The sequence below is a fragment of the Citrobacter sp. KTE30 genome, from assembly GCF_000398825.1.
GTDB classification, from domain to species: Bacteria; Pseudomonadota; Gammaproteobacteria; order Enterobacterales; family Enterobacteriaceae; genus Citrobacter; species Citrobacter freundii.
Genome location: NZ_KB976055.1, coordinates 3,957,555 through 3,972,827 on the forward strand (window position 1 = coordinate 3,957,555; position 15,273 = coordinate 3,972,827).

The following is a 15,273-nucleotide window of genomic DNA, read 5'->3' on the forward strand; positions in this document are numbered from 1 at the left end:
CGGCGGACGTTAACGATAAACGCGGATCCCGCCCTCTACGCCGCGGCTAAACAGCACCTGCCAAAGCTCAATATCTCTGGCGCGGAAAGCCCCTGCGCACGCGCATAAATAGTAATTAAACATTCTTCTGAAGGTGGCGGAATAACGTGATGACAGCTCCGGCCATGCCTGATTAAAGCGCTCATGCCAGGCCATCAGCGTTTTATCGTAATCGCTGCCGAAGTTATGCCAGTCTTCCATCACAAACCGTGATTCGCTGGCCTCGGCAATATGGGAAATCGCCGGTAAGCAGCCATTTGGGAAAATGTATTTATTGATCCACGGATCGACGCTCATCCCTTTTTTATTGCTACCAATGGTATGCAGCAGGAACAGTCCGTCTGGTTTTAAACAACGGTCGGCGATACTGAAATAGGTGTCGTAGTTTTTCGGCCCGACATGTTCAAACATCCCCACGGAGACAATGCGATCGTAGTGTTTATTAAGATCGCGATAATCCTGCAGCAGAATGTTAACGTCCAACCCTTCACAGCGCTGCTGCGCCATTTTCTGCTGCTCTTTGGAAATGGTAACGCCTTCTACTGCCACGCCATAATGACGCGCCGCATATTCCGCCAGCCCGCCCCAGCCACAACCGATATCGAGTAAACGCATACCCGGTTTAAGCTGCAGCTTCTCGCAGATCATTTTTAATTTGGCATTTTGCGCATCGTTTAATGTGGTTGCATCTTTCCAGTAACCGCAGGAATATTGCATATGCGGATCAAGCATCAGCGCAAAGAGATCGTTACCAATATCATAATGCTCTTTACCGACGATCCATGCACGGCTACGTGACTGCAAATTAAACAGGCGCGCGCTGGCAATGCGTAAAATATCTTTCAGATTGCCTGGCATCTGCTGGTCGAGTTTTGCTTTCAGGATTTTGCAGAACAGAATATCGAGCCGTTCGCAGTCCCACCAGCCTTCCATATAGCTTTCGCCAAGCCCTAATGAGCCTTGCTGCAATACTCGTTTAAAGAAACCGGTATGATGAAGTTGAATGTCCCAGGCGCGTGAGCCATTAATTCTGATATCCGCTTGTGAAAGCAGCTCTTTTCCCATTCGGGTCCAGTTATCATTTGTTTCATTGACGATGACAGCATCTGAACAAAGCGAGTTCATGGTATTTACCAAAAGTGGGCTAAAAATTATTACGCAAGATTATTATGGAAAAAAGAGTGTATGTATTATGATCCGCGGACAAGATCTATCGAGCAGCGGACACATCATCGGGAGTATTGACGATTCATTTATGGAAACTCTGGCGCAAAAACAGTGGAACTCCTTCCCGGATAACTCCATGACCGAACTGCCGCAGGACGTATTCTTTCGCTCTTATGTCCTGGAAGCCAACCACCATGTACCGCAGCATTCACACTCTTTTATGCAATTTCATTTCGCCCGCAAAGGCAGCATGCGCATTGATGTTGCCGGTAAGTGCTGGATAATCCCGGCGCATTATGGCATCTGGATCCCAAATAATACTGAGCATGCTGTTTGGGCATTGGATGATGTGTATTTAGAAAATCTGGATATTAAACCGGGCTTTCTTGAAGAGAGCATCAATGAATGCAAAGTTGTGGCTATCAGTGATTTCGCCAGAGAGTTTATTCATTACGCCACGAATTCAATTTCAGGTCATTATGATAGCCAGTCAAAAGAGGGCAAACTGGTTAGCGTACTGGTCGATATTATTCTGCAACTCCCGGAAGTCGCCTTTGTATTACCCTGGCCGCAGGATCGCGAATTAACCAAAGTATGCCGAACCATACAAGAATCCCCCGCCCTGGAGCATTCAGTTGAATACTGGGCGCATCATCTGGGTATGTCTGCCCGTACCTTTTCGCGCCATTTCAAAAAAGAAACCGGATTGCCTTTCAGCATCTGGAAGCAAAAAATGCGTATTCTGGAATCCGTATTAATGCTGAAAAAAAATAAAAGCGTGACCGCCGTGGCGCTCGACGTAGGATATTCAAGCACCGCGGCATTTAGCTATGCCTTCCGCCAGGCGTTTGGCGTTCCGCCATCTAATTATTAATCTGCCGCTTTACGCTGATGCCAGTAGGCTGCCGCACGCACCCGTTGAGGGTCAAACGCCTCGGTTTCAAAGCGAGCACTTAGGTTTTTTACCACCTTGCCTTCGCCAGTGATCCAGACGTAATAATCATCTGCGGGCACGGTTAGTCGCGATAAGCGTTCATTCACCGCCTGCGCGTCATGGCCGATAAACCACTCAATAGTAAACCCGTCGAGATGGGCAAGATAATCCTGGTACGCCGCATCCTGCACGCTGACCAGCGCCGTGACGTTTGGACGTACCGCTAAACGGCTGAGCGACTCCAGGCGTCGGCGTAGCGCGGGCATTCCCGACTCATCGCACACATAAACCTGATACGCATAATCCTCTGGCACCACCAAAGAACCGCGCGGCCCGCCGATTGTCAGCTTGTCGCCCTCGCGGGCATTCATCGCCCATGTACTCGCCACGCCGCCATCATGAATATAGAAATCCAGCGCCAGCTCATGGCGCGCTTCGTCATACAACGGCGTGTAGTCACGGGAAAGCGGACGCACACCGTCAGCCCAGACAATGCCTTCATCGGTGACGACAGGCGGCACAAAGTGGCTGCCCGGTTCAGGGAAAAAGACCTTGGTATGGTCGTCAAAGCCGTGTGAGCTAAAACCGTCCAGAGCGTCACCGCCCAGTACAATGCGCTGAAAGCCCGCGCTAATACGCTCTACGCGCAGGACGGTAAGTTCCCGAAAACGCAGTTCATTGCGAACGCGCTGCGGGTAGCGTGAGGTGTTTTTTGTCATGTTTTCGCCTTCGTGAAAATAATAAGATATATCTAAATTCATTTTTAAATGATAATGATTGCTAATCAAGAAGATTGCAAGGACTTTTTTGATATAGTTACCGTCTGATTAAACAGCTATCAAAAACCAATAAAAACACTAGATAATCATGGCTTTAAACAACATCTAATTTGTAGACTTGCAAAATGACAATCTTTAGATATAAATTAGATATATCTAAACTACATCAGGAGACGATGATGCAAAACCATCATGAAGGTTGCTGCAAAAATACAGAGCACCAACACGAAGGCTGCTGCAAGGGTGAAGGACATCACCACGAAGGCCGCCACAACGAGCACCATGCAGGCTGCTGCAAAGGTGAAGAACATCGCCATGAAGGCTGTAACAAAGATCACCACCACGAGCACGGCTGCGGGCACCGCCACGGTCGCGGCGGCGGTGGTCGTCGCCAACGCTTCTTCGGTCACGGAGAATTACGCCTGGTCATTCTGGATATCTTGACCCGCGACGCCAGCCACGGCTATGAGCTGATAAAAGCGATTGAAACCCTGACTCAGGGTAACTATACCCCGAGCCCGGGCGTTATCTATCCGACGCTGGATTTCTTGCAGGATCAGGCACTGATCACCGTCAGCGACGAGGAAGGTGGGCGTAAACAGATTGCGATCACGACTCAGGGCCAGCAATGGCTGGATGAAAACCGTGAGCATCTGGAACATATCCACGAACGGATCAAAGCCCGCTGCGTGGGTTTTGAATTACGCAAAAATCCACAGATGAAACGCGCGCTGGAAAACTTCAAAGCCGTGTTGGATCTACGCGTTAATCATGGTGATACCAGCGATGCGCAGATCAAAAAAATCATCGGTATTATCGATCGCGCTGCGCTGGATATTACTCAGCTGGATTAATCTGCACAGCAGGCGGAACCCGTTTGCCCGACGTTCCGCCTGTATTATTAGTATTAATGCAGCACCGTGACCGCATCTTCCAGACGACCCGCGCGATGTTTCACCATTGCGGAAATCTGCGCACTCTCCTCAACCAGTTCGGCGTTTTTCTGCGTAATGTTGCTCAGCTCATTCACCGCGCGGGTCAGGCTGGAAAGACCATCTGACTGTTCCAGCGTTGAGTGGCTGATTTGGGCGATCAGCTGAGTGACGTTTTGCACCTGCGCCACAATATCGTCCATCGTGCGTCCTGCGGCGTGAACCTGGTCGGATCCGGACTGCACTTTGTCGGCGCTGGCATCAATCAGCTTACGGATATCATTGGCAGCACTGGCGCTGCGGCTGGCAAGATGACGCACTTCTCCCGCCACCACGGCGAACCCTTTCCCCTGCTCGCCCGCCCGCGCGGCTTCAACAGCGGCGTTCAAAGCCAGAATGTTGGTCTGGAAGGCAATATCGTTAATCAGCGTGGTAATGGTGCCGATCCGCTGGGTGCTGTTGGCGATATCGTCCATGGTTTTGATGACGGTATCCATCGCCTCACCGCCGTGCGTTGCCGCGCTGCTGGCGGCAATAGAGAGCTTATCAGCCGCCGCGGCTGTCTCTGAGTTTTGTTTTACCGATGCCGCCATCTGATTCATGGTGGTCACCGTTTCCTGCACGTTCTCAACGGTCTGCTGCGTATGCTTATTTAAATCATCGCTACCTTTTGCCAGCGTTTCGCTGTCGCTGCGCACACAACTCACCTGGCTGGAGACGTCATGAATAAGCCAGCGACACATTAATCCCAGTTGGCCCACTGCTCGCAGCATCAGTCCCAGTTCATCGCTGCGGTTAAGATGCGACACGCTGTTCCGCTCACCGGTCGCCACTTTCAGCGCCTGACGGGTGACATTCTCAATAGGACGCACAATCTGCCATTCGAAAATAGCCGTTCCTAAAAGCATCACCAATGCACTCATCAACAGTAACGGCCATTCGGCCCCCATTTGCTGCAATGCGACCGCTAGCAGGACAAACATGAATGCCATCACGCTGCGTACCCGCCAGCGAATCGGCATCGCCGGCAGTTTACCCAGCCAGCCTTTGCGTACCACCAACCCCTTATGGATACGCCGGTTGCAACGTCCTTCGTTCAGCGCTTTATATAAAGGCTCTACCGCTGCAATTTCCTCGTCAGTTGCCCGGGTACGAATCGACATATACCCGGTCACGCGTCCTTCCCGCACCATCGGCACCGCATTGGCCCTCACCCAGTAGTGATCGCCATTCTTACGCCGGTTTTTCACAATCCCGCTCCATGGCTCGCCCTGCTTCAGGGTGTACCACATATCCGCAAACGCCGCTTTTGGCATGTCCGGATGACGAACCAGATTGTGCGGCTTTTCGAGCAACTCATTCAGTTGATAGCCGCTGACCTGAACGAAGGTGTCGTTCGCATGGGTGATATAGCTTTGCAAATCGGTGGTCGACATGAGGGTGATATCATCATCCAGCGGTGTATTTTGCTGACTAACGTAGGGATGAGAAGACATGATTGCGTCCTGTGCAGGTTATCTGGTTGTTAACTCTTTCGGCTTATGTTATTTCGGCGATAATTTTTTTATCTTTAGTTGTTAAATTTGATTTAGATCGCAATTTGCGATTAAACCTCAAAAACTGTACGCATTCTAATCCATTGATTTAAAATACTTTCATCCAGTAACTATTCAATATCACTTCTACCAGCGCACTGTCACAGTGCAAATATTGCCCATTTTTAGAGCAAATTTGCGTTTATTCGATCTGTTTTCAGGCTCCTGACTTGGGCAAAATGCCAGCAAATGTTAAATAATGGCATTAAATGTTGCGTAAATAAGATGTTTCCTGGTGTTTATCCCGATTTTTGCTAAGCGCGCCGGAATGGCGCAATCCCTGCAATACTTAAATCAGTATCATGTGATACGCGAGCTCCGGGAGCATATTTTGAACAGGTTACCTTCCAGCGCATCGGCCCTGGCCTGCAGCGCACACGCACTGAATCTCATCGAAAAGCGCACGCTTGATCATGAGGAAATGAAATCGTTAAACCGAGAGGTGATTGAGTACTTCAAGGAGCATGTCAATCCGGGGTTCTTAGAGTATCGAAAATCTGTAACTGCAGGCGGGGATTACGGAGCCGTAGAGTGGCAAGCGGGAAGCCTGAATACGCTTGTCGACACCCAGGGGCAGGAGTTCGTCGATTGCCTGGGTGGTTTTGGAATTTTCAACGTGGGGCACCGTAATCCAGTCGTGGTTTCCGCCGTACAGAATCAACTCGCGAAACAACCTCTGCACAGCCAGGAGTTACTTGACCCTCTGCGGGCCATGCTGGCAAAAACTCTCGCCGCACTGGCGCCCGGTAAACTGAAATACAGTTTCTTCTGTAACAGCGGGACCGAGTCGGTTGAAGCCGCTCTGAAGCTGGCGAAAGCGTATCAATCACCGCGCGGTAAATTTACGTTTATTGCCACCAGCGGCGCATTCCACGGTAAATCACTGGGCGCGCTGTCCGCCACGGCTAAATCTACCTTCCGCAAACCCTTTATGCCGCTGCTGCCGGGCTTCCGTCATGTGCCGTTTGGCGATGTTAACGCGATGCGCACCATGCTCAGCGAGTGTAAAAAGACCGGTGACGATGTCGCAGCCGTGATCCTCGAACCCATCCAGGGTGAAGGGGGGGTGATCCTGCCGCCACAAGGCTATTTAACCGCTGTTCGTAAACTTTGCGATGAGTTCGGCGCACTGATGATCCTTGACGAAGTGCAGACCGGGATGGGGCGTACCGGCAAGATGTTCGCCTGTGAGCACGAAAATGTGCAGCCCGACATTATGTGTCTTGCCAAAGCGTTAGGCGGCGGCGTGATGCCCATTGGCGCAACCATTGCCACCGAAGAGGTGTTCTCCGTCCTGTTCGACAATCCTTTCCTGCATACCACCACGTTTGGCGGCAACCCGCTCGCTTGTGCGGCTGCGCTGGCCACCATTAACGTCCTGCTGGAGCAAAATTTACCGGCTCAGGCGGAGCAGAAAGGCGATATGTTGCTGGATGGTTTCCGTCAGCTTGCGCGGGAATACCCGGACCTGGTACATGATGTACGCGGCAAAGGCATGCTGATGGCGATTGAGTTTGTCGATAATGAAATCGGCTATAACTTTGCCAGTGAGATGTTCCGCCAGCGGGTGCTGGTCGCTGGGACGCTGAACAATGCCAAGACGATCCGCATCGAACCGCCGCTAACGTTAACGATCGAGCAATGCGATCTGGTGTTGCGATCAACACGCAAAGCCCTGGCAGCATTACGGGTGAGCGTGGAGCAGATGTAACAGATGTCTGTCCGGCCTGCGTGAGCAAACGTAGGCCGGATAAGGCGTAGCCGCCATCCGGCATCAGCACAATTTAAACAATCCGCACGCCTGCAGGCATCACCCGTTCTGGCGTTAACAGCACGCTTTCGCTGCCATCGTCCGTCTCAGCGCACAGCAGCATACACTCTGATGTTTCACCGCGCATTTTGGCCTTTTGCAGATTACACAGCACCACCACCGTTTTCCCCATCAGCTCCTCTTCGCTGTAATAAGGCACCAGGCTGGTCACTGTTTGCAGCGTACGCTCTCCCACATCAACCTGTACGATATACAGCTTATCGGCATTGTCATGGCGCTTAACCTGTGCGATTTTTCCAACACGTATTTCCATGCGGGCAAAATCAGCAAATGCGACAGTATCCATTGTTTTCTCCTTGGTAAAATTTTACTAAATACTAGCAAATTATTTTCTGGGCATTGTTCTCAAAAGCAGGAAAATGACGTACCCATCACACTCTGCAAGCCCAGTTTTACCCCGAGCATGTCAATTAAACGTGCTTTTTTTACTGAAAACAGATGAATAGATAAGCACTTCATTTACAATGCGCAGGTAACTCAGGGAAAAGGCAAACATGGCAACACTTAAAGACATCGCAATCGAAGCTGGCGTGTCCCTGGCGACAGTGTCCCGGGTTTTAAACGATGACCCCACGCTGAATGTAAAAGAAGAGACCAAGCATCGCATTCTGGAGATCGCGGAAAAGCTGGAGTACAAAACCAGCAGCGCCCGTAAGAACCAGACCAGCGCACTCGGCCCCCAGCATATTCTGGCGCTCTACAGCTATCAGCAGGATTTGGAAATCAACGATCCTTACTATCTCGCGATCCGCCATGGGATTGAAACCCAGTGCGAGAAGCTGGGGATTGAACTGACCAACTGCTATGAGCACAGTGGGTTGCCGGAGAGCAAAAACATTACCGGCATTCTTATTGTCGGCAAGCCTTCTCCTGCGCTGCGCGAGGCGGCAACAGCGCTTACCGACAACATCTGCTTTATCGATTTTCATGAACCCGGCAGTGAATATGACGCTGTCGATATCGATCTGGCCCGCATCAGTAAAGAGAGCATCGACTACTTCATCGCCCAGGGCGTGACCCGCATTGGCTTCATCGGCGGCGAAGATCAGCCTGGCAAGGCTGATATCCGCGAAGCCGCGTTTGTCGAATACGGTCGCCTGCAACAGGTCGTTTCAGAACAGGATATTTATCGCGGCGGCTTCTCCAGTTCATCAGGCTATGAACTGGCCAAAAAAATGCTGGCGAAAGCCGACTATCCCAGCGCCCTGTTTGTGGCTTCTGACTCGATTGCTATTGGCGTTCTGCGCGCCATTCACGAGCGTGGACTGAACATTCCGCAGGATATTTCGCTGATTAGCGTTAATGATATCCCGACGGCGCGCTTCACCTTTCCTCCGCTTTCCACCGTACGCATCCATTCAGAAATGATGGGCAGTCAGGGCGTCAACCTGCTGTTTGAGAAAGCCCGCGACGGACGTGCACTTCCCCTGCTGGTTTTTGTTCCCAGCAAGCTGAAACTGCGCGGCACCACCCGCTAAAATCCCCCGTTAATCCGTCCGGTTTCTGCTGAAGCCGGGCGCGCATTGTCATGCATTTTTTTCTGCGCCCGAATTATTTTCGTGATCCAGTTAAAGTAAATCACCTCACTCGCTATATTTTAGTAAAACTTTTACTAAAATCACCATCAATTACACTTACTCACCATTAAAATGAATGGTTCCGATTTTTCTCCACCGGGAGGCCTTATGAATCGCTGGGAAAACATTCAGCTCACCCACGAAAATCGACTGGCGCCACGCGCATATTTTTTCTCTTACGACTCCGTTGTGCAGGCTCGCTCGTTTGCCCGCGAAACCAGCAGCCTCTTTCAGTTGCTGAGCGGTCAGTGGAATTTCCAGTTCTTTGAGCATCCGCTGCAGGTGCCGGAAGCCTTTACGTCGCAGTTTATGAGCGACTGGGGCAACATCACCGTACCCGGTATGTGGCAGATGGAAGGGCACGGCAAGCTGCAGTATACCGACGAAGGTTTTCCTTTCCCGATTGATGTCCCCTACGTACCGACCAATAACCCCACCGGAGCCTACCAGCGTATTTTCTCTCTCAGCGAAGGCTGGCAGGGTAAACAGACGCTGATTAAATTTGATGGCGTAGAAACCTACTTCGAAGTTTACGTGAATGGTCAGTACGTTGGCTTCAGCAAAGGCAGTCGCCTGACGGCCGAGTTTGATATCAGCGCGGTGGTGAAAACAGGTGACAACCTGCTGTGCGTTCGCGTCATGCAATGGGCTGATTCCACCTACGTTGAAGACCAGGATATGTGGTGGTCGGCGGGAATTTTCCGCGACGTCTATCTGGTCGGCAAACAGGCGACTCATATCCAGGATTTTACCGTTCGTACCGATTTCGATGATGACTATCGCGATGCCACCCTCTCCTGCGACATCGTGCTGGAAAACATCGCCTCCACACCAACGATGGCATCGCTCGAATACACTTTGTTTGACGGTGAGCAGACGCTGCATAGCGGTGTGATTAACGCTCTGACGGTGGATAAACTCACCCGCACCGCGTTCAATTTCAAGGTCAGCGCACCACAGCAGTGGTCGGCGGAATCGCCGTATCTCTATCATCTGGTAATGACCCTGAGAGATGCCAGCGGCAACATCCTTGAGGTTGTGCCGCAGCGCGTCGGATTCCGCGATATCAACGTTCGCAACGGTCTGTTTTACATCAATAACCGCTATGTCATGCTGCATGGCGTCAACCGTCATGATAACGATCATCTCAAGGGTCGCGCGGTCGGTATGGATCGCGTGGAAAAAGATCTGCTGTTAATGAAGCAGCACAACATCAACTCCGTACGCACCGCCCATTACCCGAACGATCCACGTTTCTATGAATTGTGCGATATCTACGGTTTGTTCGTCATGGCCGAAACCGACGTTGAATCTCACGGCTTCGCTAATATCGGCGATATCAGCCGGATCACCGACGATCCGCTGTGGGAAAATGTCTACGTTGAGCGCATCGTACGCCACGTCCACGCGCAGAAAAACCACCCGTCGATCGTCATCTGGTCGCTCGGCAATGAATCCGGCTACGGCTGTAATATTCGCGCCATGTACCACGCGGCAAAAGCGCTGGATGACACGCGTCTGATCCACTACGAAGAAGATCGTGACGCCGAAGTGGTGGATATCATTTCCACCATGTACACCCGCGTACCGTTGATGAATGAGTTTGGTGAATACCCACATCCTAAACCGCGCATCATCTGCGAATATGCTCACGCAATGGGCAACGGCCCCGGCGGGCTAACGGAATATCAGAACGTCTTCTATCAGCATGATTGCATTCAGGGACACTATGTCTGGGAGTGGTGCGATCACGGGATTCAGGCCAAAGATGAAGACGGTAACGTCTGGTACAACTATGGCGGTGACTACGGCGACTACCCGAACAACTACAACTTCTGCCTTGATGGCCTGATTTATTCCGATCAAACCCCAGGCCCGGGTCTGCAAGAGTACAAGCAGGTAATTGCACCAGTGAAAGTGCGCGCGCAGGATCTGGCTCGCGGCGAGCTGCGGGTAGAAAACAAACTGTGGTTTACCACGCTTGACGACTACACCTTGCATATTGAGGTTCGCGCCGAAGGAGATACGCTCTCTGCTCAGCAGATAAAACTGCGCGACGTTCCTCCCAACAGCGATACGCTGCTGCAATGCACGTTGCCGGAGCTGGATGCGCGCGAGACGTTCCTCAACGTCACCGTGACGAAAGATTCCCGCACGTTATACAGCGAAGCCGGGCATCACATCGCGACTTATCAGTTCCCGCTGAAGGCCAGAACGGTGACTGCCGTACCGTTCAGTCTGCAAAACGCCACCCCTTTGACGCTGGAAGAGAACCGCCAGAGCTGCACCGTTCGCGGTTATAACTTCCATCTGACGTTCTCAAAGCTGACCGGTAAACCCATTAGCTGGAACGTCAATGGTGAAGAGCTGATTACCCGCGAGCCGAAGATTAATTTCTTCAAACCAACCATAGATAACCACAAGCAAGAGTTCGAAGGCCTCTGGCAGCCAAATCATATACAGATAATGCAGGAGCATCTGCGCGACTTTACCTTTGAGCAAACCGAAGATGCGCTGCTCATCACCAGCCAAACGATTATCGCCCCGCCGGTATTTGATTTCGGTATGCGCTGCACCTATCGCTGGCGGATTGCCGCAGACGGTCAGTTGAATGTGGAGCTTTCCGGCCAGCCTTACGGCGAGTACCGGGACATTATTCCGTGTATCGGCTTCACGATGGGCATCAGCGGTGATTTGGGACAGGTGGCCTGGTACGGACGTGGTCCTGGTGAAAACTATGCCGATAGTCAGCAGGCCAACATCATCGACATTTGGCGCAGCAGCGTGGATGAGATGTTCGAGAATTATCCGTTCCCGCAAAACAACGGCAATCGTCAGGACGTGCGTTGGGCAACGCTAACCAATCGTCACGGTAACGGTTTGCTAGTGATTCCGCAGCGCCCTGTCAACCTGAGCGCCTGGCGCTATACGCCAGAAAATATCTTTGCCGCACAGCACTGTAATGAGCTGCAGCACAGCGATGACATCACTCTCAATCTGGACCATCAGCTACTGGGCTTAGGTTCTAACTCGTGGGGAAGCGAAGTACTTGATTCCTGGCGCGTCTGGTTTACGTCATTCAGCTACGGCTTCACGTTGTTGCCGGTTTCCGGCAGTGAGTCTGGCGCTCAAACCACCGCCAACCGTGCCTTTGGCACCGGGTTCTTTTCCACGAATATGCACAGCGAGAATACAAAATGAGGATCATCGACAACTTAGAGCAGTTCCAGCAACGCTATGCTTCGGGTCGGAAATGGCAACGCTGCGTCGAGGCCATTGAAAATATTGACAATATTCAGCCAGGCGTCGCTCACTCTATCGGTGATTCTCTGAGCTACCGCGTAGAGACAGACTCTGCAACCGATGCGCTGTTTACCGGTCATCGTCGTTATTTTGAGATCCATTACTACCTGCAAGGACAGCAAAAAATAGAGTATGCCGCCAAAGAGGATCTCCAGGTGGTTGAATATTATCGCGATGAAACCGACCGCGAATATTTGAAAGGCTGCGGAAAAACCGTAGAAGTGCACGAAGGACAAATGGTTATTTGTGACAACCATGAAGCCTATCGTTTTATCTGTAATAGCGTAGTGAAGAAAGTCGTACTCAAAGTCACCATCGAAGATGGTTATTTTCATAATAAATAAAAAACACAGGCGGCGCCGACGTTGCGCCGCCAGTACCCTATAATAATCAGGAATCGGAGATGTGCTATGTCTGATACCAAACGTAATACCATCGGCAAGTTCGGCTTACTTTCACTCACCTTTGCCGCGGTTTATAGTTTTAATAACGTTATCAACAATAATATTGAGCTTGGTCTGGCATCCGCACCGATGTTTTTCCTCGCGACAATTTTCTACTTTATTCCATTCTGCTTAATCATCGCCGAATTTGTTTCGCTGAATAAAAACTCCGAAGCCGGTGTCTACGCATGGGTGAAAAGCTCTCTGGGCGGGCGCTGGGCCTTTATTACCGCCTACACCTACTGGTTCGTTAACCTGTTCTTTTTTACCTCGTTACTCCCGCGCGTTATCGCCTATGCCTCGTACGCATTTTTAGGCTACGAATACATTCTGACGCCCTTTGCCACAACCGTGTTAAGTATGGTGCTGTTTGCCTTCTCGACCTGGGTTTCGACCAACGGCGCAAAAATGCTGGGGCCGATTACCTCCGTCACCTCCACGTTAATGCTGCTGCTGACGCTGTCCTACATTTTACTGGCTGGTACTGCATTGGTGGGCGGCGTACAGCCTGCTGACCCCATCACCGTTGATGCAATGATCCCGAATTTTAACTGGGCATTCCTCGGTATCACCACCTGGATCTTTATGGCGGCAGGTGGCGCGGAGTCCGTGGCGGTATATGTCAACGACGTCAAGGGCGGGTCAAAATCGTTCGTGAAGGTCATTATCATTGCCGGGATTTTTATCGGCGTGCTTTATTCCATCTCCTCGGTGCTGATCAACGTCTTCGTCAGCAGCAAAGAGCTGAAGTTTACCGGTGGATCGGTGCAGGTATTCCACGGTCTGGCGGCATACTTTGGTCTGCCGGAACTGATCGTTAACCGCTTTGTCGGCCTGGTCTCCTTTACCGCGATGTTCGGCTCTCTGTTGATGTGGACCGCAACGCCGGTGAAGATCTTCTTCTCTGAAATTCCGGCGGGTATTTTCGGTAAAAAAACCGTCGAACTGAATGAAAACGGCGTACCGGCCCGCGCAGCGTGGATCCAGTTTCTGATCGTTATCCCGCTGATGATTATCCCAACGCTCGGTTCCAATACCGTGCAAGACTTAATGAACACCATCATCAACATGACCGCCGCCGCATCGATGCTGCCGCCGCTGTTTATTATGCTGGCCTACCTGAATCTGCGCGCAAAACTGGACCACTTACCGCGCGACTTCCGTATGGGTTCGCAAAAAACCGGCATTATCGTGGTATCAATGCTGATCGTCCTGTTCACCATCGGATTTATTGCCTCTACCTTCCCGACCGGCGGGAATATCATAACCATTATTTTCTATAACGTCGGTGGGATTGTTATTTTCCTCGGTTTTGCCTGGTGGAAATACAGTAAATACATCAAAGGGCTAACCAAAGAAGAAAAAGCTATTGAGGCTGCTCCCGCTTCAGATATCAATTAATGACCAAAACATAATAACAATAAACAATATTCTCCAAGGCTATAACCAAAATAATTCGAGTTGCATGAAGGCGGCAAGTGAGTGAATTCCCAGGAGCATAGATAACTATGTGACTGGGGTGAACGAACGTAGCTAACGCACATGCAGCTTGAAGTATGAAGGGTATATAACAATAAAAATTATATTTTATTTGCTTAGGATCGAAGCATGAATAACATTAGCCATTATTGCAGGGCAATTATTGCCCTGCCCTTTTTCTGCGTCTCCTCTCTGGGTGCAGAAGAAGTTCGCCCTGCTGAACACGACGATACGAAAACACCTGCCATAACCTCCCCCTCTTTTCGTTTTTATGGCGAATTGGGCATGGGTGGATATATGGATTTAGAAGGAAAAGATAAGCATAAATACAGCGACGGTACTTACATTGAAGGTGGCCTGGAGATAAAACACGGTTCATGGTTTGGTCTGATCTACGGCGAGGGCTGGACCGTGCAGGCCGACCATCAAGGCAATGCCTGGGTTCCTGACCATAGCTGGGGCGGATTCGAAGGCGGGATCAACCGCTTTTACGGTGGTTACCGTACCGATGCTGGAACAGAGGTGATGCTCAGCCTGCGCCAGGACTCCTCGCTGGATGACCTGCAATGGTGGGGGGATTTCACGCCAGACCTGGGCTACGTTATTCCGAATACCCGAGACATCATGACCGCCATTAAGGTGCAAAACCTGACCGGCCCTTTGCGCTATAGCGTGACCGCTACACCCGCCGGACATCACGATGAAAGCAAAGCCTGGTTGCACTTTGGTAAATACGATCGCTACGACGATAAATATACCTATCCGGCCATGATGAACGGTTACATCCAGTACGACCTGACTGAAGGCGTAACCTGGATGAACGGTCTGGAGATAACGGACGGTACCGGAAAGCTGTTCCTGACCGGCATCCTCTCGCCCAACTTCGCCGCCCGCGCGTGGCACCACACGGGTCGCGCCGACGGGCTGGATGTATCCGGCACCGAGACCGGCTATATGGTCAGCGCGATGTATGAAGCGCTAAAAGGCGTTTACCTCTCCACCGCATATAGCTACGCCAAACACCGACCAGATCGCGCCGAGGAAGAAACCACGTCCTTTATGCAGTTCGGTATCTGGTATGAATACGGCGGCGGACGTTTCGCTACCGCCTTCGACAGCCGGTTCTATATGCAGAATGCATCTGGTGACCCGAGTGACCAAATCTTCCTGATGCAATATTTCTATTGGTAACAA

The 15,273-nt window shown here is 51.1% G+C and carries 12 protein-coding genes; 8 read left to right on the forward strand and 4 right to left on the reverse strand.

The annotated features are described in order from the left end of the window. Positions 1 to 9 precede the first annotated feature (9 nt). Positions 10 to 1,164 carry a cyclopropane fatty acyl phospholipid synthase gene (cfa, locus tag WC1_RS04430; protein WP_003846231.1) on the reverse strand — a complete coding sequence of 385 codons (1,155 nt, stop codon included), beginning with the start codon at positions 1,162 to 1,164 and terminating at the stop codon, positions 10 to 12. Between the two features lie 67 nt (positions 1,165 to 1,231). Here cfa and WC1_RS04425 point away from each other — a divergent pair, with 67 nt between their 5' ends. Continuing rightward, a complete protein-coding gene (locus WC1_RS04425; RefSeq protein WP_016151013.1) occupies positions 1,232 to 2,080 on the forward strand; it encodes a helix-turn-helix transcriptional regulator in 849 nt (282 codons plus the stop codon). Here the strand turns inward: WC1_RS04425 and WC1_RS04420 are convergent. Beyond that, the gene (locus WC1_RS04420) at positions 2,077 to 2,859 is read right to left on the reverse strand and encodes a siderophore-interacting protein (protein ID WP_016151014.1); all 783 of its coding nucleotides are present in this window, start codon (positions 2,857 to 2,859) and stop codon (positions 2,077 to 2,079) included. The genes WC1_RS04425 and WC1_RS04420 overlap by 4 nt on opposite strands. Before the next feature lie 236 nt (positions 2,860 to 3,095). Between WC1_RS04420 and WC1_RS04415 the strand changes: the two genes are divergently transcribed. Beyond that, positions 3,096 to 3,773 (forward strand): PadR family transcriptional regulator, encoded by a 678-nt coding sequence (locus WC1_RS04415; RefSeq protein WP_162138602.1) that lies wholly within the window; start codon positions 3,096 to 3,098, stop codon positions 3,771 to 3,773. A 53-nt stretch (positions 3,774 to 3,826) separates the two neighbouring features. On the opposite strand, the gene WC1_RS04410 is transcribed toward WC1_RS04415, so the two are convergent. Continuing rightward, a complete protein-coding gene (locus WC1_RS04410) occupies positions 3,827 to 5,347 on the reverse strand; it encodes a methyl-accepting chemotaxis protein (RefSeq protein WP_003841468.1) in 1,521 nt (506 codons plus the stop codon). A 430-nt stretch (positions 5,348 to 5,777) separates the two neighbouring features. Here WC1_RS04410 and ygjG point away from each other — a divergent pair, with 430 nt between their 5' ends. Further along, positions 5,778 to 7,157 carry a putrescine aminotransferase gene (gene ygjG, locus WC1_RS04405; RefSeq protein WP_168150126.1) on the forward strand — a complete coding sequence of 460 codons (1,380 nt, stop codon included), beginning with the start codon at positions 5,778 to 5,780 and terminating at the stop codon, positions 7,155 to 7,157. A 73-nt stretch (positions 7,158 to 7,230) separates the two neighbouring features. Here the strand turns inward: ygjG and WC1_RS04400 are convergent, their stop codons facing one another. Then, positions 7,231 to 7,563 carry a tRNA-binding protein gene (locus tag WC1_RS04400; RefSeq protein ID WP_003024768.1) on the reverse strand — a complete coding sequence of 111 codons (333 nt, stop codon included), beginning with the start codon at positions 7,561 to 7,563 and terminating at the stop codon, positions 7,231 to 7,233. Positions 7,564 to 7,771: 208 nt separating this feature from the next. Between WC1_RS04400 and ebgR the strand changes: the two genes are divergently transcribed. From ebgR to ygjJ, 5 genes are all read left to right on the forward strand, one after another. Further along, positions 7,772 to 8,755, forward strand: coding sequence for a transcriptional regulator EbgR (ebgR, locus tag WC1_RS04395; RefSeq protein ID WP_003024771.1), 984 nt, complete (start codon positions 7,772 to 7,774; stop codon positions 8,753 to 8,755). Between the two features lie 207 nt (positions 8,756 to 8,962). After that, positions 8,963 to 12,055, forward strand: a complete 3,093-nt coding sequence (gene ebgA / locus WC1_RS04390; RefSeq protein ID WP_016151016.1) for a beta-galactosidase subunit alpha — start codon at positions 8,963 to 8,965, stop codon at positions 12,053 to 12,055. Further along, positions 12,052 to 12,501: a beta-galactosidase subunit beta gene (locus tag WC1_RS04385; RefSeq protein ID WP_003024776.1), complete on the forward strand. Its 450-nt coding sequence runs from the start codon at positions 12,052 to 12,054 to the stop codon at positions 12,499 to 12,501. Before ebgA ends, WC1_RS04385 begins: the two co-directional genes overlap by 4 nt. A 66-nt stretch (positions 12,502 to 12,567) precedes the next feature. Next, on the forward strand, positions 12,568 to 14,001 hold the full coding sequence (locus WC1_RS04380; protein ID WP_016151017.1) for an amino acid permease: 1,434 nt from the start codon (positions 12,568 to 12,570) through the stop codon (positions 13,999 to 14,001). 207 nt (positions 14,002 to 14,208) lie between these two features. Continuing rightward, the gene (gene ygjJ / locus WC1_RS04375) at positions 14,209 to 15,270 is read left to right on the forward strand and encodes a protein YgjJ (RefSeq protein WP_016151018.1); all 1,062 of its coding nucleotides are present in this window, start codon (positions 14,209 to 14,211) and stop codon (positions 15,268 to 15,270) included. The last annotated feature ends 3 nt before the right edge of the window (positions 15,271 to 15,273 follow it).